This is a genomic window from Streptomyces buecherae, from assembly GCF_014295035.1.
In the GTDB taxonomy this organism is placed as follows: Bacteria; Actinomycetota; Actinomycetes; order Streptomycetales; family Streptomycetaceae; genus Streptomyces; species Streptomyces youssoufiensis.
On sequence record NZ_CP060404.1, the window covers coordinates 802574 to 821166 of the forward strand.

Sequence of the window (18593 nt, forward strand, 5' to 3'; positions counted from 1 at the left end):
CGCACGGGTAGAGAAGACGCACCAGATGAGTAGCCCTGGGGAACAACTCGGGGGTGGGGGATGCGATCAACAGGCGCCATCAGGGCGGCAGCGTCCCTGGGCACGGGCGAACGGTGAACCGGCTTCGGGCAGTTCTCGAAGCCAGCCGCGGTCGGCCAGCCTGACCAGTTTCCCGCGCAGCGACTCCAGTCCGGCCCACACGCTGAAGTCCACCCCCAGCATCTCGCCGACCTGCCGGGCCGTGACCGGCCCGGCGCCCTGCCACACGACGGCGAGAACGCGCCGGTAGCCCGACGGCCGAACCCCCTCCGCCACGCCGGACGTGCGGTGCGGTTGCGGGATCAGCGTCACCGCCCGGCCGCCCACCTGCCCGGGCGTCGGTGCGGTCGAAGCACGCTCCCCGGCGAGCCGCTCACTCACCGCGCAAGAACCCTTCGGCAACCGGGAGTTCGTCACGCTCGGCTCGTCCCGCCGCTAACTGCTTGGCCAGATGTTCTTCGGGTTCGTCCAGCCCCGCGCGCCGGGCGGTGATGCGTTCCATCAGCTCGGGACCAGGCGCCGGATCGTAGAAGGCCACCAGGCCGCAGCCAGCAGGAACCGGCGAACCGACCGCGCTGACGCACGATCTATGCCGTAGACCGCCGCCCATCGCCAGCACGAGCACCCCAAGACCGTCACGCCAAACCTTTGCCCCGCACTTTCAAGTTGGTGGAGGCTCACTGCACTGCACTGACCGACGCCGCGCGGGGGGTCAGGTGACGGGGAGGCCCTGCTCCAGGTTGATGGGGCAGCCGCGTTCGCGGGCGCGGAGGGCCCAGCGCAGTCGGTGCCAGCGATGCGGGGGCAGTAGGTCGGCCGCCTCGTCCTCCGTGACGAAGCGCCAGCCACGGAGTTCGTCCGCGGGGAGCAGCAGTTCGCCCGCCTGACTCTCGCTGAGCCGGCCGCCGTCGAAGAGCAGGCGCAGTCCGCCGTATCCCGGCGGGTTCGGCGGCTCCCAGTCCACGACCAGCAGTCGCAGCGGATCGGCGAGGCGCATGCCCAACTCCTCGGCCACCTCGCGGACTCCGGCGCGGGTGGGGGGTTCGCCGGGCTCCACCACGCCGCCGGGGAACTCCCAGTCGGGCTTGTAGGTGGGATCGACGAGCAGGACGCGGTCGTCCTCGTCGAAGAGCAGAACCCCCGAGGCCACCGTCTCCGCCGTGGGGTGCGGAGTCTGCACCATCGTGCAGGCACCCGCGCCGTCCCGTACCGCGTCGGCCACCAACTCCGCAGCCTGGCCCGCGGTGAGTCGGTCGGTGCGGATGACGTGTGCGTCGGCGGTGAGCCAGGACAGTGCCCCGCGGTAGGGCTCAAGGTGGTCCAGGCACCACTTCCGGGTCGACGCGTCGCCCTCGGGCTGGTCGGGAACGAGCGCCCGGCCCTCGATGCGCTCGCGAAGGATCGTTTCCTCCGCATGGAGGAGGATGTGCTGTACGGGGATGCGGCGGGACGCCAGGCCGCCGAATATCTCGTCCCGGTAGTCCTGTCGCAGCAAGGTCATGGGCGTCACCAGCACTCCGCCCACCTCCGCGAGGAGCGCCGCCGCGGTGTCCACCACCAACCGCCGCCAGGAGGGCAGGTCCTGGTAGTCGCCCACCTCCGCGAGGCGCTTGCTCGGCAACATCGTGCGCAGGCCGGTGCCGATCAGTTCGGGGTCGAAGAACGTGCTGTCGGGCAGCAGCTCACACACCTCACGGGCCGTGCTGGTCTTCCCCACACCGAACGTGCCGTTCAGCCAGACGATCACGGGTTCCCCCTCCTCCGTAGCCCCCAGACAGTTGCCCGCATCACCGTGCCACGAAAACGTGTGCGGTTCGGAGGGGGCGCGCCCGGGCCGACGGCGGACCGTCGAGTGGGAAGCGGGGGCCGACGGCGGGGGTTACGGACCCGGCGCGCGGCGCCCCGGCGCCGGCCGGTCCGTGCCGGCCGGCCGCGAACCCCTGGCTGCACCGCCGCCCCACCGTCCCCCAGGAAACCGCCGGTCACGCGGCGGTCGGCGGTGGGCGGGCCGGGGTTCGTGGCAGTACCGTCCGGTGCCACCGCGCGGGCCACGCGAGCGCGCGCCGGGGCCGAGCGGCGGCCCGCCGGGGCGCGCCGTGCGCCGCCGCGTGAGCCTCGCGACGCCGTGGCGCGGGACGGACGGGCGCGCCATCGCACCACGGCCTCGGCGGGCCCGAGCGGCAGCCATCCGCCCAGGCCCGCGCGCCTGCGCTCCTCCGTACGCGCCCCTGCGCTCCGCGACTGCACCAACGCGCCCGACACCGCGTCACTTCGCCGTGTCGTTTCCCGCCGTCAGACACCCCAACGGCACGGAACCGCCACCGGACGGCTCGGCTCCGGGTCCGGCGGCCGATGCCGATGCCACTGCCGACGCCGATGCCACTGCCGAGGCCGGGCCGGGCAACAGCCCCGGAGCCGGGTTCGGAGCCAGGGCGAGCCAAACCGGCGCGGGGCGGTCAGCACACGGGCAGTCCCGGGACGGGCTGGTCGTTGGCTCCGCCCTTGACGTACACGACGCTGACGTACACACCGGCATTGCCGCTGTCGTCGTCGGTCTTGGCCCACCACACGTTGGTCCACGCGCCCGACGTCTCGCGGCGGCCCAGGTTCTCCTGGCAGAAGAAGTAGTTGGTGCCCTGATTCAGGGTCCCCACCTGGACGCCGTCGCGGGTGTAGGAGGAGGCGGACTTCCAGACCGTGCAGTCGTGCTTGCCGGCCCCGGCGCCCGACGGGTGGCACGCCGGCGCCGGGGCCTGGGACGAGGCGCCGGGCCCCGGCTCGGACGCGCTCGGCCGGTCACGGCCCTCGCGCTCCTCCCCCGCCGCGTCCCGATCCGCGTCCTTAGCGCCGTCCCCCTCGCCCTTGCCGTGCTCGTCGGCGTCGTCCTCGTCCCGCTCGTCGTCGCCCCGCTCCGTGGACTCGCCCGAAGCCGTGGGCGTCGGCGACGCGCTGGCTCCCGCACCGCGCTTGCCCTTGGCGCCGCCCTGTTCGGGATCGCCCGCCCCGCCGTTCGGGTCGACGGCGCCCGGCTCGGCGTCGTCGGTGGGGTGCCCGGAGGACCCGCCGCCCGCTCGCGTCTCGTCGCCGCTGCCCCGGTCCATCAGCGCGTACGTCAGCCCGCCGCCCACCAGCACGGTGGCCGCAGCCACCGCGGCCAGCGTGCCGCGCCGGGCGCGCCGGCGAGCGGGCAGCCGCCGCGTGGCCCTACCGCCGCCGGCCACCAGCGTCTCCCCGGCGCCCCCACCGTGCCCGGGCGCCCCACCGGCCCCCTGCGCCTGCCGCGCTACCCCAGCCGCGCCAAAAGCCCCCGCCGCACCAGCGGCCCCCGCCACCCCGGGCACCCCCGCACCCGCACCCGCACCCGCACCCGACGTACCGGAAACCCCAACCGCCCCTGGCCCACCAGAAACCCCCGGCCCGCCAGAATCGCCCGGTCCGCCCGCGGCCCCGGCCACGCCCGAACCACCGAACCCGCCCAACGCGCCACCCGCGCCCGCCGCGCCAAGGGCCGGGCCCGCGCCGTACGCGCTCGCCCCGCTCCCCTTGGCCGGCGCGCCGAAGGCGCCGGGTCCGGGCGCCTGCTGGCCGGTGCCGGCGGGCCGCTGGCCCCAGTCCCCGCCCGATCCGTGCGCCGGAACTCCCGGCGCCCCGTACGCACCGCCCGGGCCCGCGGCGAGCGGTGCGGCGTGCCCCGCGGCCACCGCGTCGAGCATCGCGGCGGCCTGGGCGGCCGTCGGGCGGGCCGCCGGGTCCTTGGCCATCAACGCCCACAACACCGGGGTCAGCGGCCCCGCGCGGCGCGGCTCGGGCAGCGGCTCGGTCACGATGGCGGTCAGCGTCGACCACACCGAGGTGCGGCGGAACGGGGAGGAGCCCTCGACGGCCGCGTACAGCGTCATGCCCAGCGCCCATACGTCGGAGCCCGGGCCGGGTTCGTGTCCCTGGGCGCGTTCGGGGGCCAGGTAGTCGAGCGAGCCGATGAGTTCGCCGCTGCGGGTGAGCTTGGTCGCCGCTCCGTCGTCGGGGGCGTCCATGCTGGCGATGCCGAAGTCCGTGAGGACGACCCGGCCGGCGCCGAGTTGGGCCGAGGCGCCGTACGCCCCCGGCGTGCTCGCGCGGTCGAGCAGCACGTTGCCCGGCTTGACGTCGCGGTGCAGCACGCCCACCTCGTGACCGGCGCCAAGGGCCTCGGCGACCCGCGCCCCGATGGCGGCCGCCCGCGTCGGGTCCAGCACGCCCTCGGCCGTCAACACGTCGTCCAGCGAGGGCCCGTCGATGAGCTCCATCACGATGATGGGCAGCCCGTTCTCCTCCGCGACGTCGTGCACGGTGATCACGCCGGAGTGGCGGATGCGGGCCGCCGCGCGCGCCTCGCGGCGCATACGGGTCCGCAGGTCGGCCAGTTCCGCCGGTCCGGCATCGGTGAAGGCGCGGAGCACCTTGACCGCGACCTCGCGGCCGAGCACCTCGTCCACGGCCGCGCAGACCACGCCCATGCCACCGCGCCCGAGTTGCCGTGTGACCCGGTATCTCCCGCCCAGCACCCTGCCGGTCAGGTCCGCGCCGTCCCCCGTACTCACCGTGCTGTTCCCCTCACGCACTCGTGCCGCGCCCTGGTCCGTCCCGCGCGTCCCGCGCGCGGTGGCGCCTCGCGCGGGTGTGCTGGCGCCGCGTGGGGCTCAGCTTAGGCCCCGAGCCGTCGCGAACCTCGTGGCCCCACGCACCGCTCGGAGCGCCCCTGGGCCGCCGCGCCGAAGCCGGCGACGTCGCTGGCCCGCGCGGCAGCCGCGGCCGCGCCGACCAGGCCGGCGTCCGTACCCATCTGGGCTGGCACGACGGACAGCTCCCGGACGAAGGACAGCCGCGCGTAGTCGCGCAGGGCGCGGCGCAGCGGGGCGAAGAGCACCTCACCGGCGCCCGCGACGCCGCCGCCGACGACCGCGAGTTCGACCTCCACCAGGGTGGCGGTGGCCGCGATGCCGGCCGCCAGCGCCTGTGCGGCGCGCTCGTACGAGGCGCGGGCGACGGGGTCGCCGGCCCGGGCGGCGGCGGCCACGGCGGCGGCCCCCGCGCCCTCGGGCCCCGCCCGCCAGCCGTCCGCGACGGCCCGCGACGCGATGTTGGGGCCGCTGGCGATGCGCTCGACGCAGCCCTGGCTGCCGCAGGGGCACGGGTCGCCGTCGAGGTCGACGCTGATGTGCCCGATGTGCCCGGCGTTGCCGGTGGGGCCGAGGTGGGGCCGACCGTCGAGGATCAGGCCGCCGCCGACGCCGGTGGACACGACCATGCACAGCGCGTTGGCGCAGCCGCGTGCCGCGCCCTGCCAGTGCTCGGCCGCCGCCATCGCGACGCCGTCGCCCACCAGCGTGACCGGCAGCCCGCCCACGGCCTGGCGCACCTGACTGACCAGCGGATACTCGCGCCAGCCGGGGATGTTGACCGGGCTGACGGTGCCCACCGAGGCGTCCACCGGGCCCGCGCTGCCGATGCCGACGGCGACCACCCGCGACCACTGGGGGCTCGCGGTCAACTCGTCGAGCACGGCGCGCACCGCGGCCATCACGGTGGGCCCGGATGCGCGCGCCGGCGTGGCCCGTCGTGCCCGTACGGTCAGCGCGCCGGTCTCCCGCACGAGCGCGCCCGCGATTTTGGTGCCGCCGATGTCCAGCGCGGCGACGAGCTCATCTGACATGGGGCGGTCTCCTGACAGGCGATGAGGGGCTGGTTGGCGTACCCGGAACGGTCCTGCGGGACGGGCGGGAGCCGAATGTACGCGGCCCGGCGGCGGGGCGTGGGCGTGCGCACCCCGGTTCCGGTCATAGTCTCCGCCGAATTTGACAACGTTGTCTAGAGGCTATGCTCAACCCGACGCCGCCAACAGACAATCCAGCGACAGGACGAGCGCACCGTGACTGACCCGGCCCGGGGCACCACACAACGCAACGGCACCACCTCTCCTCGCTACGGCAACAGGCCCACCATGAAGGACGTCGCGGCCCGCGCGGGGGTCGGCCTGAAGACGGTCTCCCGCGTGGTGAACAGCGAACCCGGGGTGACGCCCGACACCGAACGCCGCGTACAGGAAGCGATCACCGCCCTCGGCTTCCGCCGCAACGACAGCGCCCGCATCCTGCGCAAGGGCCGCACCGCGAGCGTCGGCCTGGTCCTCGAGGACCTGGCCGACCCCTTCTACGGGCCGCTCAGCCGGGCAGTCGAGGAGGTCGCCCGGGACCACGGCGCGCTGCTCATCAACGGTTCGAGCGCCGAGGACCCGGCTCGGGAACAGGAGTTGGTGCTCGCGCTGTGCGCCCGCCGGGTGGACGGCCTGGTGGTCATCCCGGCCGGCGACGACCACCGCTACCTGGAGCCGGAGATCTCGGCCGGCGTCGCCACCGTCTTCGTGGACCGCCCGGCCGGCCGGATCAACTGCGACGCGGTGCTCTCCGACAGCTTCGGCGGCGCCCGGGACGCGGTGGCCCACCTGATCGCGCACGGGCACCGGCGCATCGGCTTCATCGGCGACCAACCCCGCATCCACACCGCCATCGAGCGGCTGCGCGGCTATCGCGCGGCGATGTCCGTCGCCGGCCTGCCCGTGAACGAGGCGTGGATGTCGCTGGGCGCCACCGACCCGAGCCGGGTGCTGGCCGCGGCCGAGGCGATGCTGTCCGGACCGGAGCCGGTGACCGCGCTGTTCGCGGGGAACAACCGGGTCACGGTCACGGCCGTACGCGTGCTGGCGGCCCGGCCCGGCCGGGCCGCGCTGGTCGGCTTCGACGACTTCGAACTCGCCGACCTGCTCTCCCCCGGGGTTACCGTCGTGGCGCAGGACGCGGCCCAACTCGGCCGCACCGCGGCGAACATGCTCTTCCGCCGCCTGGAGGGCGCCGACGAGGAGCCCCGACAGGTCGTGCTGCCCACCCGGCTGATCGCCCGCGGCTCGGGCGAGATCCCGCCCGCACACCGCGTGACCTCGTAGCGGCCGACCCCGGCAGCGGCGCGGCCGGCTCCGGCGGACCGCGCGGAGGAGGCCCTTCCGGACTCCCTCGCTAAGGTTCCCGACATGCGTCTACCCACCGAAGCACCACGCTCCCCGGTCACCCCGGACGACCTCGAACAAGCCGTACGCCATGCCGTCACCACGCTCCGGCAGGCGCCCGCCGCCGCGTGGGAGAGCAAGGCCGGCACGCTGGAGTGGGACTGCTGGGAGACCGTGGAACACCTCAGCGACGACCTCTTCGCCTACGCCGCCCAACTGGGCCCCGCCACACCGCCACTGACCGGCGACGTCCCGTTCGTCTGGGAGAGCCGCAGGCCCGGCGGCCCCGCGAACGCCATCCACGCCGACCGCGCGGCGGGGCCCGACGGCCTGTTGCAGGTGCTGGAGGCCAGCGGCGCGCTGCTGGTCGCCATGGTGCGGACGAAGCCACCACAGGTACGCGCCCACCACGTCTTCGGGGTCTCCGACCCGGAGGGCTTCGCCGCGATGGGGCTCGTGGAGACGCTGGTGCACACCCACGACCTGGCCGAGGGCCTCGGCCTCGACTGGACCCCACCCGCCGACGTGTGCGCACGGGTACTGGCACGCCTCTTCCCCGACGCCCCACGCACCACGGACCCCTGGCCCACCCTGCTCTGGTCCACCGGACGCGCCGAACTGCCCGACCACCCGCGGCTGACCAAGTGGCGCTGGTACGGCGAGCCCCGCTGACCCCGTGAGACGGGGACCGCGCGCGGGTCCGCCGTCACTGCCGGCGGACCCCGCCTCTCCCCGCGTGACGAGCACGGCTCGACGCACGACAGCGGACGCAGATTCCGTTGGGCCGAGCCCGACCTACTCCAGGAACCGGTCGTCGTCGAACTCGTCCGCCTCCCCGTCCGGGAGCGCCTCGGCGCCGGTGTCGGGCGTGGCGTGCGGGTCGGGCACGCCGAGCAGGCGCCTGGTCAACGCGTCCTGGTCGGAGAGCAGTTCGTCCAGGGCGGCGGAGAGGTCGGTGGCCGTCACGGTCGCCGCCTCGCGCTCCGCGGCGAACAGCGCGGTCCTGCGCATCAGCTCCTTGGCGAACGAGGCCGTGGTACCGGCGGTGCGCGCCACCGCGTCCGTCAGCGCCGCGTCGGGCAGCCCGAGCCCGGCCCCGTACAGGTCGAGCAGCCGGCGCCGGCCCTCGGCGTCCGGCAGGGGGATCTCCACGGCCATGTCCACCCGGCCCGGGCGCTGGGCCAGCGCGGGTTCCAGGATGTCGGCCCGGTTGGTGGTGAGCAGGAAGGCCACGTCCACGTCGTCGCCGAGTCCGTCCATCTCGTTGAGGACCTGGAACAGCAGTGGCTGCCCGTCGTCCACGAAGTCGCGGGACTCCGCGATGAGGTCGCAGTCCTCCAGGACGACCAGCGCGGGTTGGAGGTGGCGGGCCAGCGAGCAGGCGTCGGCGACGTGTTGGATGCTCGTGCCCGACAGCACGACCACCGTGAACTCGGGCAACTGCGACAGCAGATAGCGCACGCTGTGCGTCTTGCCGGTGCCGGGCGGCCCGTACAGGAGCAGCCCGCGGCGCAGGTGCTGGCCGTGCGCGCGCAGCCGCTCGCGGCGCCTGGCCACGCCCACGACCTGTCGCTCCACGCGCGCCAACAGCCCGTCCGGCAGCACGATGTCGGTGGCGGCGAGCGCGGGCCTGGGGTGGAACCGGAAGGGGCCGATGCCGTCCCCGAAGGGGCTGTTCTGGAAGGAGAGCACCTTGCCGCGGAAGACGTTGTGTTCGTGGATCAGCCGGTCCACGCCCGCCAGCAGTCGCTTGGCCGCGTCCCGGTCGGCGGTGAGCACGTCGAGTTCGACCTTGTTCCGCCCGTACTCCTCGTCGGGGCCGCGCAGCAGCACGACGTACGGCACGCCGTCGTCGGTGCCGAGGTAGATGCCGAAGGCGACGCAGGCCAACTCCTCGTCGGTGGAGATGGGCAGGTACGCGTAGTCGACGGCGCCGACGGCGTGCCGGCCGTAGCGCTGGGTCGCCTCGACGATCTCCGCGAGGGAGTCCCCGCGGTAGCTTTCGGAGGCGACGCCGATGAGCTCGTGGCTGCGGCCGGGCTCGGTGAACCAGCGCTCGACGGCCAGGTGCACGTTGGCGTGGTCGTACGCCGGGTAGCTGGCCTTGACGATGGGCGCCTCCTCCGGCGGTTGGCCGAGGTGGTCGCGGAGTCGAAGGTCGAGCGAGCGTGCCGGGTCCACGTGCTCGCGGTGGACGACCTGGTCGAGGAACTGCCTGAAGAGCTTGCCGAACTCGGCGATCTCGGTGTTGTCCATGCCTGCGCCACTCCCCCTCCGCGGCGCCCGTGGTCCCCCCGGCCTGTCCCGGGGCCGCGCGCCGCCGGCCAGGTGGTGCGCGACCAGCGAGCACCACCCCGCGCATCGTACGGGTCGGGCGGCGGGCCGGGCCGCTCCTTTTATCGGCGCTGTACGGGCTGGTCAGCGCCCGCGCCGGGCCCGCTCGCGACGCGCGGGCCCGCCCCCGCGTCCCGGGCCGCGTCGGCGGTCGGGGTGGGCCGGCCCGCGAGCCGGTCCAGGTCGGCCCGGTCCAGGCCGGTCAGGCGGCTCACCTCGGCGCCGTCCAGCGCCCCGCAGTCCAGGCCGCGCAGCAGGTGGCCGCTGAGCGCCCGGGCCGTGGCGGGCTCGTCCAGTACGGCGCCGCCCGCGCGCCGTGCGTACGCCGCGAGGCGGCCGGCGGCCTCTTCGAGCCCCTCCCGGTAGAAGGCGTAGACGGCGGCGTACCGCGTGGGGAGGTGGCCGGGGTGCATGTCCCAGCCCTGGTAGTAGGCCCGGGCCAACGAGCGGCGTACCAGGGCGTAGTGGAGGCGCCAGGCGTCGTGCACCCGTGCGGTGGGGCCGACGGGCAGCACGTTGGTGGACCCGTCCGAGAGGCGCACGCCGGTGCCGGCCGCGGCGGCCTGCATGACGGCCTTGGCGTGGTCGGCGGCCGGGTGGTCGAGCGACTGGTGGGCGGCGCTGACGCCGCAGGAGGCGCTGTAGTCGAAGGTGCCGTAGTGCAGGGCGGTGGCGCGGCCGGCGGCGGCGTCGATGAGGCGGGCGACGGTGGCGCGGCCGTCGGGGCCGACGATGGCCTGGGTGGTCTCGATCTGGATCTCGAAGCCGAGGCGGCCCGCCGCGAGTCCGCGCGCCCGCTCGAACTCCTCGCACAGCCGGACCATGGCACGCACCTGCTCGGGGTGGCTGACCTTGGGCAGCGTGAGCACGAGCCCGGCGGGCGGCCCGCCCGCGTCCACGAGTGCGGTCAGGAAGACGTCCAGGGTCCGCACGGCCCGCTCGCGTACGGCCGCCTCCAGGCACTTCATGCGGATGCCGACGTACGGGGCGGCCTCGCGGGGCCCGGCGCCGGTGCTGGCGGCGGCCACCAGGCGCGCGGCGCGGGCGGCGGCGGCGTCCTCCTCGGCGTCGGGCCGCGTGCCGTAGCCGTCCTCGAAGTCGACGCGCAGGTCCTCGACGGGCTCGCGCTCCAGCTTGGCGCGCACCCGCGCGTACACCGGCTCGGCGAGGTCGTCCGGCAGCCCGAGTACGGCGGCGAGGGCGGCCGGGTCCGGGGCGTGTTCGTCCAGGGCGCGCAGGGCCTGGTCGCCCCAGGAGCGCACGGTGTCGGCGGCGAAGGCGTCGCCGGGGACGTAGACGGTGTGCACGGGTTGCCTGGTGCCCGGGTCGCCGGGGTAGCGGCGGGCCAACTCCGCGTCCACGTCGGCGAGCGCGGCCCCGATCTCCTCGCGTACCGAACGCGCCAGAGTGGTGGCGACCGCCTCGTGCTGCTCCATGCCCGCACCCCTTCCCTGCTTCCGCAAGACGAAATGCAACATCCGCGCAGCGAAGCTATCCGCGCCCTCCACCCGGGTCAACACCCCCTCTCCCGCCGGCGACCGGGGGAAACGCGCCAGGCCCCGCGCGGGCGTGCGCGGGGCCTGGTGTGGTGGAGCGGTCACCGGTCGCGGAGACCGGTCGACGGGGTCAGCCCTTGCGGGACTTGACCTCTTCGGTGAGCTGCGGGACGACCTCGAAGAGGTCGCCGACCACGCCGTAGTCGACCAGCTCGAAGATGGGCGCCTCGGCGTCCTTGTTGATGGCCACGATGGTCTTCGAGGTCTGCATGCCGGCCCGGTGCTGGATGGCGCCGGAGATGCCCGCGGCGATGTAGAGCTGCGGGGAGACCGACTTGCCGGTCTGACCGACCTGGTTGGTGTGCGGGTACCAGCCCGCGTCCACCGCGGCGCGCGAGGCGCCGACGGCCGCGCCGAGCGAGTCGGCCAGGCCCTCCACGATCGGGAAGTTCTCGGCGCCGCCGACGCCACGGCCGCCGGAGACCACGATCGCGGCCTCGGTCAGCTCCGGACGCCCGCTCGACTCGCGCGGGGTGCGCGAGACGACCTTGGTGCCCTTCGAGCTGTCGGCGACGGTGACGGCGAGCTGCTCGACCGTGCCGGCGGCCGGGGCGGCCTCCACGGGGGCCGAGTTCGGCTTGACGGTGATGATCGGGGTGCCCTTGGTGACGCGGGACTTGGTGGTGAAGGCCGCGGCGAACACGGACTGCGTGGCCACCGGGCCCTCGTCCCCGGCCTCCACGTCGACGGCGTCGGTGATGATGCCGGAGCCGACGCGCACCGCGAGGCGGGCGGCGATCTCCTTGCCCTCGGCCGACGACGGGACGAGCACGGCGGCCGGCGTGACGGCCTCGTACGCGGCCTGCAGCGCGTCCACCTTCGGGGCGACCAGGTAGTCGGCGAACTCCGGCGCGTCGGCGGCCAGCATCTTGACGGCGCCGTGCTCGGCCAGCACCGCGGCGGCGGTGTCCGCGCCGGGGCCCAGGTGCACGGCGACGGGCTCGCCGATGCGGCGGGCCAGCGTCAGCAGTTCGAGGGTGGGCTTGCGGACGGCGCCGTCCACGTGGTCGACGTAGACGAGTACTTCAGCCATGGATCTGCTCTCCTGCGAAGAAAGTGCGAGACGATGAGGGGGCGTGGGCTGTGCGCCCCGCCAGGGGCCGCTGCCGCCGGCCGCGCCGGCGGGCGCCGATCCGCGGGGCTCGGGCCCGCAACGGACCGCGCGCCGCCTGGCGGGCGCGTGCGCGACCTAGATGAACTTCTGGCCCGCGAGGAACTCGGCGAGCTGCTTGCCGCCCTCGCCCTCGTCCTTGACGATGGTGCCCGCGGTGCGCGCCGGGCGCTCGGCCACGGCGTCGACGGCGGTCCAGGCGCCCGCGAGGCCGAGGTCGTCGGCCTCCAGCTCCAGGTCCTCCAGGTCCCAGGACTCCACCGGCTTCTTCTTCGCCGCCATGATGCCCTTGAACGAGGGGTAGCGGGCCTCGCCCGACTGGTCGGTCACCGACACGACCGCCGGCAGGGCCGCCTCGAGCTGCTCGCTGGCGCTGTCGCCGTCACGGCGGCCGGTCACCTTGCCGTCGGCCACGGAGACCTCGGACAGCAGCGTCACCTGCGGCACGCCCAGGCGCTCGGCCAGCAGCGCGGGCAGCACGCCCATCACGCCGTCGGTGGAGGCCATGCCGCACACCACCAGGTCGTAGCCGGCCTTCTCGATGGCCTTGGCCAGGACGAGCGAGGTGCCCAGCGCGTCCGTGCCGTGCAGGTCGTCGTCCTCTACGTGTACGGCCTTGTCGGCGCCCATCGACAGCGCCTTGCGCAGCGCGTCCTTCGCGTCCTCGGGGCCGACGGTCAGCACGGTGATCTCCGCGTCGTCCGCGTCCTCGGAGATCTGGAGAGCCTGTTCGACGGCGTACTCGTCCAGCTCGGACAGCAGGCCGTCCACCGCGTCGCGGTCGGTGGTCAGGTCCTCGGCGAAGTGCCGGTCGCCGGTGGCGTCGGGCACGTACTTCACACAGACAACGATCCTCAAGCTCACGCCGGCTCTCCTACTGCATCGTCTCTTCGCAAACTGCCGTGTGCTGGCAGCATAGGCGCCTTCAGGGGCAGATCCCGATCGGGGCGGTTCGCACCCTCGAACGAAATATTACTCGTCAGTACACCCATGGTTTTCCCCGTTCGCAAGGCCGTTGAACTGTGACCTTGCCAACGGCACCACGGGCCGTTCAGTCCCGCAGCGCGTTGAAGCGTCCCTGGTGGTACAGGAGCGGACGACCCGCCCCGACCGGGTCGCCGGCCACCACCCGCGCGATGACCACGCGGTGGTCGCCGGCGGGCACGCGCGCGCTCACCTCGCACACCGCCCACGCCAGCACGCCTTCGAGGATCGGCACGTTCTCCGGGCCCAGGCGCCAGCGGGTGGGCGGGGCGAACCGGTCGACGCCGCTCGTCGCGAACGTGGTGGCCAGCCCCCGCTGGTGCTCGCCCAACAGGTGGACGCCGACGTGGCGGGCCGTGGACAGGACCGGCCAGCTCGACGACCCGGTGCCCACGCCGAAGGAGAGCAGCGGCGGCTCGGCCGAGACGGACGTCAGCGAGGTCGCGGTCAGCCCCACCGGGCGCGACCCGTGAGCGGTGATCACGGCGACGGTGGCGGCCTGGCGGCGGAAGAACGAACGGAAGACGTCCGTGGCGGCGAGCTGGGACGTGTCGAGTTCGGGCGAGGCGGTCATGAAGGGTTCCTTGCGCTGCGGGGAGTGCTGTCGTCCACCAGTGCCCTCACTCTCGGACCGGGCCCACCGGAGTGTCCTGCCGTCGGCGCTCAGGGAGGCGGACAGCACGCGCTCACACGGCGGACGGGGTCCCCGTGGGCGCGTCCGTACAGAACGAGACGAGGCCGCATCACGTCAGGGTGACCAGGCACGCACGCCGCGGTCAAGACCGTGCCGGTCGGTGCGAGATCCGTCACGGACCGTCAGACGGCCCGGCCGATGGCGGCGATGACGTCCGCGGTGCGGGGCTGCCCCTCGGCCGTGGAGACCACTCGGCCGTCCGCGTCGAGCACCAGGACGGTCGGGGTGCGCCGCACGCCGAGGCGCCGCACCAGGGACAGCTTGGCCTCGGCGTCGATCTCGACGTGCGCGACGCCGTCGACCAGCGTGGCGGCGTGGGCGAGCACCCGCCGGGTGGCTCGGCACGGCTGGCAGAACGCGCTGGAGAACTGGACCAGCGTGGCGCGCTCACCGAGCCGGGCGGTCCCCAGTTCGACGGCCGTCAGTCGTTGCGTCATACACCAAGCATGCGGCACGCGAGGCGGGGCAGGTGTCGTCACAGCGAAAGGCCGATCGCGTGACGGCGTTTTTGGTTGCCTCCCGTGATGAGGATCTCTCACCCGGGCCCTCCAGAGGCTGGCCGCAGCGCCCGACATCAGGCACGATCAGCGGAAAGCCCGTACCTACGGCCGCGTAACTTCCGCCGGGAGAACCCTCCCAAAGGAATGGCAGAAGGGTCCCTTGATGGCAGAACTCGTCTACCCACCGGTGATCGGCATGGCCCGCACCATGTTCAAAGCGCTCGACCTGCGCTTTGACATCCAGGGCACGGAGAACATTCCACGCCGTGGCGGTGCGGTCCTGGTGAGCAACCACATCGGGTACCTCGACTTCGTCTTCGCCGGGCTGACCGCGCGCCCGGCCAAGCGCCTGGTGCGCTTCATGGCCAAGGAGTCGGTCTTCCGCCACAAGGTCTCCGGGCCGCTGATGCGGGCGATGAAGCACATTCCGGTCGACCGCAAGCAGGGTATGGACGCCTACCGGCACGCGGTGAAGTCGCTGCGCTCCGGCGAGATCATCGGCGTCTTCCCGGAGGCGACGATCTCCGAGTCGTTCACGCTCAAGACGTTCAAGTCGGGCGCGGCGCGCATGGCGCAGGAGGCCGGCGTGCCGCTGCTGCCGATGGCGCTGTGGGGCACGCAGCGGCTGTGGACCAAGGGCCACAAGCGCGACTTGGGCCGCAACCACTTCCCGATCACCATGCGGGTTGGCGAGCCGATCTCCGCGGAGCCGGGCGAGTCGGCCGACTCCCTCACCGAGCGGCTGCGCGCCCGGGTGCAGGAACTCCTGGAGGCGGCGCAGCGGGCCTATCCCGTACGCCCCAGGGACCCCGACGACACGTGGTGGGTGCCCGCGCACCTGGGCGGCACTGCGCCGGCGCCCGTACAGCCGGCCGGCCACTGACGGCAGCGGGCCACTGACGGCGGCAACGAGCCGCCGCGACGTGCGACGGCCGACCGGACGCGAGGCGTCCGGTCGGCCGTTGAGCTTGCCGGGTTGGCCGGGCTACCTGCCCAACTCCTCCTTGAGCGCGGTGACGAAGCCGTCCACGTCCTCCTCGGTGGTGTCGAAGGAGCACATCCAGCGCACGTCGCCGGCGGCCTCGTCCCAGAAGTAGAAGCGGTAGCGCTGTTGCAGCCGCTCGCTCACCTCGCGCGGGAGGCGGGCGAAGACCGCGTTGGCCTGGACCGGGTGGAGGATCTCCACGCCGTCCACGCCGCGCACCCCGTCGGCGAGCCGCTGGGCCATGGTGTTGGCGTGTCGGGCCTGGCGCAGCCACAGGTCCTTGGCCAGCAGCGCCTCCAACTGCACGGAGACGAACCGCATCTTGGAGGCGAGCTGCATGGACAGCTTGCGCAGGTGCTTCATCGCGCGTACGGCGTCCGGGTTCAGGACGACCACGGCCTCGCCGAACAGCATGCCGTTCTTGGTGCCGCCGTAGGAGAGCACGTCCACGCCCGCGGCGTAGGTGAACGCCCGCATCGGCACGTCGAGCGAGGCCGCGGCGTTGGCTATCCGGGCGCCGTCCAGGTGCACCTTCATGCCGCGCTCGTGGGCGTGGTCGCACAGGGCGCGCACCTCGTCGGGCGTGTAGAGGGTGCCCAGTTCAGTGCTCTGGGTGATCGAGACGACCTGCGGCATCGCCCGGTGCTCGTCCTCCCAGCCGTACGCCTCCCGGTCGATGAGCTCGGGCGTGAGCTTGCCGTCCGGGGTGGGCACGGTGAGCAGCTTGAGACCGCCGACCCGCTCCGGGGCCCCGCACTCGTCGACGTGGATGTGCGCCGAGTCGGCGGCGATGACCGCGCCCCAGCGGTCGGTCAGCGCCTGGAGGGCGACGACGTTGGCGCCGGTGCCGTTGAAGACCGGGTAGGTCACCGCCAGCGGGCCGAAGTGGCTGCGCATGACGTCCTGCAGGTGGACGGTGTAGTCGTCCTCGCCGTAGGCCACCTGGTGCCCCTCGTTGGCCAGGGCGAGGGCGGCCATGATCTCCGGCGGGGCGCCGGCGTAGTTGTCGCTGGCGAAGCCGCGTACCCGCGGGTCGTGTCGGCGACGGGCGTCGGTCGTGCGGGGCGTTACGGCTTCGCGGTCAGCCACAGGCGGTTTCCGTTCACCTCTCGGGCGGGCTGCTCCCAGACTCCGGCGATGGCGTCGGCCAGCTCCGTGACGTCCGTGAAGCCCGCGAACTTCGCGTTCGGGCGCTCGGCTCGCATGGCGTCGTGCACCAGCGCCTTGACCACCAGGATCGCAGCCGCGGACGAGGGGCCCGCCTCGCCCCCCTCCTTGCGGAAGGCGTCGGCCAGCGCCAGCGTCCACGCCTCGGCGGCGGCCTTGGCTGCGGAGTAGGCGGCGTTGCCCGCGGTGGGCTTGCTGGCCCCGGCGGCGCTGATCAGCAGGTACCGGCCGTTGGCGCTGCGGCGCAACCCGTCGTGGAAGGCGAGCGAGGTGTGCTGGACGGTGCGGACGAGGAGGTCGTGCAGCAGGTTCCAGTCGTCGAGGTCGGTCTCGGCGAAGGTCGCGGAGCCGCGCCAGCCGCCGACCAGGTGCACCAGGCCGTCGATGCGGCCGAACTCCTTCTCGGTGCGCGTCGCCCACTCGCGGGCGGCGAGCGGGTCGAGCAGGTCCACCGTGTCGCCCGTGACCGTGGCACCGCCGTGCGCGTACCGCGCGGCGTCCACGGCCTCGGCCAGCCGGGCCGCGTCCGCGTCGGCGGCGACGACGGTGGCCCCGCCCTCCGCGAGCCGCAGCAGCGCGGCGCGCCCCGCGGGGCCCGCGGCTCCGGCCACCGCGACGACCGCTCCCTCCAGCGCTCCCCTGCCCTGTGCCGCCGCACCGGCCGCCGTGTTGTCGGTCATGATCGTCGCCTCCTGGTCGGACTGCTCGGACGGGGTCACGCGGCCACCCGGTCCGCGTTCTCGGCCGTGATGCCCTTGGTCGAGGCGATCACGGTCTTGAGCTTCTTCGCGAGGGCCTCGTAGAACATGCTCAGCGGGAACTCGTCCGGAAGCACGTCGTCCACCAGCTTGCGGGGCGGCAGCGACAGATCGAGCGCGTCGGGCCCCTTGGCCCACGTGGAGCCGGGGTGCGGGGCGAGGTACGAGGCGACCAGTTCGTACGCCTTGAACCAGTGCACGAGCTTGGGCCGGTCGATGCCGTCGCGGTAGAGCTTCTCGATCTCACCGCAGAGCTGGTTGGTGACCTGCGGCGCGCGGTCCCAGTCGATGTGCAGGGTGTTGTCGGTCCAGCGTACGACGTCGTGCCGGTGGAGGTAAGCGAAGAGGAGCTGGCCGCCGAGGCCGTCGTAGTTGCGCGTCCGGCCGCCGGTGACCGGGAAGCGGAACATCCGGTCGAAGATCACCGCGTACTGCACGTCGCGCGCCTGCTGGTAGCCCTCGGCCTCCAGCTTCACCGCCTCCTTGAAGGCGGTCAGGTCGCAGCGCAGCTCCTCAAGCCCGTACATCCAGAACGGCTGCCGCTGCTTGATCATGAACGGGTCGAACGGCAGGTCGCCGTGGCTGTGCGTGCGGTCGTGGACCATGTCCCACAGGACGAACGCCTGCTGGCAGCGGTGCTGGTCGGCCAGCAGGTCGCGGGCCTCGGCCGGCAGGTCGATGCCCAGCGTCTCCACCGCCGCCTCGCTGACCCGGCGGAAGCGCGCGGCCTCCCGGTCGCAGAAGATGCCGCCCCAACTGAACCGCTCGGGCGCCTCGCGCACGGCGATGGTCTCCGGGAAGAGCACGGCCGAGTTGGTGTCGTAGCCGGAGGTGAAGTCCTCGAAGGTGATGCCGAGGAAGAGCGGGTTGTCGTAGCGCGTGCGCTCCAGCTCCGCCAGCCACTGAGGCCACACCACGCGCAGGACGACGGCCTCGAAGTTGCGGTCGGGGTTCCCGTTCTGCGTGTACATCGGGAAGAGCACGAGGTGCTGGAGGCCGTCGACGCGCTGCCGCGCGGGCTGGAAGGCCAGCAGGGAGTCGAGGAAGTCCGGGACGCCGTAGCCGGTGTCGGCCCAGCGGCGCAGGTCGGCGGCGACCGCCTCGTGGTACGCCGCGTTGTGCGGGAGCAGGGGGGCCAGCTCGCCGATGGCCGCGACGCAGCGCTCGACCTGCTGCCGCAGGGCGTCGGCCGTGGGCGCGCCCTCCGCCGTGAGATCGACCGAACCGTCCTTGGACTGCCACGGCCGGATGGTCTCGACGGCATCCTTCAGCACGGCCCATGCCGGGTGCTCCACCACGCGCTCCGCGGACAGAACGCCATCGATCGCCGTCTCCGGCGCGAGAATTTTCGTCATGATCACTCCTCCACGGAAGAACCTCGCGTGGGGCCACCGTATCCACGGAGCGATCACCGCCTCAAGTGGGG

Annotated in this window: 17 protein-coding genes; 3 read left to right on the forward strand and 14 right to left on the reverse strand. The window is 73.7% G+C overall.

Annotation, left to right across the window (positions count from 1 at the left end):
- Positions 1–66: 66 nt before the first annotated feature.
- From H7H31_RS02725 to H7H31_RS02745, 5 genes are all read right to left on the reverse strand, one after another.
- The gene (locus H7H31_RS02725; RefSeq protein ID WP_232109651.1) at positions 67–420 is read right to left on the reverse strand and encodes a hypothetical protein; all 354 of its coding nucleotides are present in this window, start codon (positions 418–420) and stop codon (positions 67–69) included.
- Positions 413–664: a hypothetical protein gene (locus tag H7H31_RS02730; protein WP_187064453.1), complete on the reverse strand. Its 252-nt coding sequence runs from the start codon at positions 662–664 to the stop codon at positions 413–415. The genes H7H31_RS02725 and H7H31_RS02730 overlap by 8 nt, the downstream gene beginning before the upstream one ends.
- Positions 665–751: 87 nt before the next feature.
- Positions 752–1786, reverse strand: coding sequence for an NUDIX hydrolase (locus H7H31_RS02735; protein ID WP_187064450.1), 1035 nt, complete (start codon positions 1784–1786; stop codon positions 752–754).
- Positions 1787–2495: 709 nt separating this feature from the next.
- Positions 2496–4619 (reverse strand): serine/threonine-protein kinase, encoded by a 2124-nt coding sequence (locus H7H31_RS02740; RefSeq protein ID WP_187117724.1) that lies wholly within the window; start codon positions 4617–4619, stop codon positions 2496–2498.
- Between the two features lie 104 nt (positions 4620–4723).
- Positions 4724–5731: an ROK family protein gene (locus tag H7H31_RS02745; protein ID WP_187062658.1), complete on the reverse strand. Its 1008-nt coding sequence runs from the start codon at positions 5729–5731 to the stop codon at positions 4724–4726.
- Between the two features lie 216 nt (positions 5732–5947).
- On the opposite strand from H7H31_RS02745, the gene H7H31_RS02750 reads away from it, so the two are divergent.
- Complete coding sequence (locus H7H31_RS02750; protein ID WP_372454957.1) at positions 5948–7018, forward strand: LacI family DNA-binding transcriptional regulator; 1071 nt, start codon at positions 5948–5950, stop codon at positions 7016–7018.
- Between the two features lie 84 nt (positions 7019–7102).
- Positions 7103–7750 (forward strand): maleylpyruvate isomerase N-terminal domain-containing protein, encoded by a 648-nt coding sequence (locus tag H7H31_RS02755; RefSeq protein ID WP_187062659.1) that lies wholly within the window; start codon positions 7103–7105, stop codon positions 7748–7750.
- 123 nt (positions 7751–7873) lie between these two features.
- Here the strand turns inward: H7H31_RS02755 and H7H31_RS02760 are convergent, their stop codons facing one another.
- The 6 genes from H7H31_RS02760 to H7H31_RS02785 form a co-directional block, all read right to left on the reverse strand.
- Positions 7874–9334, reverse strand: coding sequence for an AAA family ATPase (locus tag H7H31_RS02760; RefSeq protein WP_187062660.1), 1461 nt, complete (start codon positions 9332–9334; stop codon positions 7874–7876).
- A gap of 140 nt (positions 9335–9474) precedes the next feature.
- A complete protein-coding gene (locus H7H31_RS02765; RefSeq protein ID WP_187062661.1) occupies positions 9475–10848 on the reverse strand; it encodes a DUF6986 family protein in 1374 nt (457 codons plus the stop codon).
- A gap of 190 nt (positions 10849–11038) precedes the next feature.
- Positions 11039–12001, reverse strand: coding sequence for an electron transfer flavoprotein subunit alpha/FixB family protein (locus tag H7H31_RS02770; RefSeq protein WP_187062662.1), 963 nt, complete (start codon positions 11999–12001; stop codon positions 11039–11041).
- Positions 12002–12157: 156 nt separating this feature from the next.
- Positions 12158–12943 carry an electron transfer flavoprotein subunit beta/FixA family protein gene (locus H7H31_RS02775; protein WP_187062663.1) on the reverse strand — a complete coding sequence of 262 codons (786 nt, stop codon included), beginning with the start codon at positions 12941–12943 and terminating at the stop codon, positions 12158–12160.
- A gap of 187 nt (positions 12944–13130) precedes the next feature.
- A complete protein-coding gene (locus H7H31_RS02780; RefSeq protein WP_187062664.1) occupies positions 13131–13637 on the reverse strand; it encodes a flavin reductase family protein in 507 nt (168 codons plus the stop codon).
- Positions 13638–13879: 242 nt separating this feature from the next.
- Positions 13880–14194, reverse strand: coding sequence for a TlpA family protein disulfide reductase (locus tag H7H31_RS02785; protein WP_187062665.1), 315 nt, complete (start codon positions 14192–14194; stop codon positions 13880–13882).
- A gap of 226 nt (positions 14195–14420) precedes the next feature.
- Here H7H31_RS02785 and H7H31_RS02790 point away from each other — a divergent pair, with 226 nt between their 5' ends.
- Positions 14421–15140, forward strand: coding sequence for a lysophospholipid acyltransferase family protein (locus H7H31_RS02790; RefSeq protein ID WP_187062666.1), 720 nt, complete (start codon positions 14421–14423; stop codon positions 15138–15140).
- Positions 15141–15242: 102 nt separating this feature from the next.
- Here the strand turns inward: H7H31_RS02790 and H7H31_RS02795 are convergent, their stop codons facing one another.
- The 3 genes from H7H31_RS02795 to H7H31_RS02805 are packed head-to-tail and all read right to left on the reverse strand — an operon-like array spanning position 15243 to position 18522.
- On the reverse strand, positions 15243–16331 hold the full coding sequence (locus tag H7H31_RS02795) for a threonine aldolase family protein (protein ID WP_176165217.1): 1089 nt from the start codon (positions 16329–16331) through the stop codon (positions 15243–15245).
- Positions 16310–17089 (reverse strand): SDR family NAD(P)-dependent oxidoreductase, encoded by a 780-nt coding sequence (locus H7H31_RS02800; RefSeq protein WP_187062671.1) that lies wholly within the window; start codon positions 17087–17089, stop codon positions 16310–16312. The genes H7H31_RS02795 and H7H31_RS02800 overlap by 22 nt, the downstream gene beginning before the upstream one ends.
- 35 nt (positions 17090–17124) lie before the next feature.
- Complete coding sequence (locus tag H7H31_RS02805; protein WP_187062667.1) at positions 17125–18522, reverse strand: DUF6421 family protein; 1398 nt, start codon at positions 18520–18522, stop codon at positions 17125–17127.
- Positions 18523–18593: the final 71 nt, after the last annotated feature.

Excerpts from the sequence above, each read along its gene's own strand:
- H7H31_RS02745 (WP_187062658.1), bottom strand. The coding sequence starts at position 5,731 with ATGTCAGATGAGCTCGTCGCCGCGCTGGACATCGGCGGCACCAAAATC.
- H7H31_RS02755 (WP_187062659.1), top strand. The coding sequence starts at position 7,103 with ATGCGTCTACCCACCGAAGCACCACGCTCCCCGGTCACCCCGGACGAC.
- H7H31_RS02760 (WP_187062660.1), bottom strand. The coding sequence starts at position 9,334 with ATGGACAACACCGAGATCGCCGAGTTCGGCAAGCTCTTCAGGCAGTTC.
- H7H31_RS02765 (WP_187062661.1), bottom strand. The coding sequence starts at position 10,848 with ATGGAGCAGCACGAGGCGGTCGCCACCACTCTGGCGCGTTCGGTACGC.
- H7H31_RS02770 (WP_187062662.1), bottom strand. The coding sequence starts at position 12,001 with ATGGCTGAAGTACTCGTCTACGTCGACCACGTGGACGGCGCCGTCCGC.
- H7H31_RS02780 (WP_187062664.1), bottom strand. The coding sequence starts at position 13,637 with ATGACCGCCTCGCCCGAACTCGACACGTCCCAGCTCGCCGCCACGGAC.
- H7H31_RS02785 (WP_187062665.1), bottom strand. The coding sequence starts at position 14,194 with ATGACGCAACGACTGACGGCCGTCGAACTGGGGACCGCCCGGCTCGGT.
- H7H31_RS02790 (WP_187062666.1), top strand. The coding sequence starts at position 14,421 with ATGGCAGAACTCGTCTACCCACCGGTGATCGGCATGGCCCGCACCATG.
- H7H31_RS02800 (WP_187062671.1), bottom strand. The coding sequence starts at position 17,089 with ATGACCGACAACACGGCGGCCGGTGCGGCGGCACAGGGCAGGGGAGCG.
- H7H31_RS02805 (WP_187062667.1), bottom strand. The coding sequence starts at position 18,522 with ATGACGAAAATTCTCGCGCCGGAGACGGCGATCGATGGCGTTCTGTCC.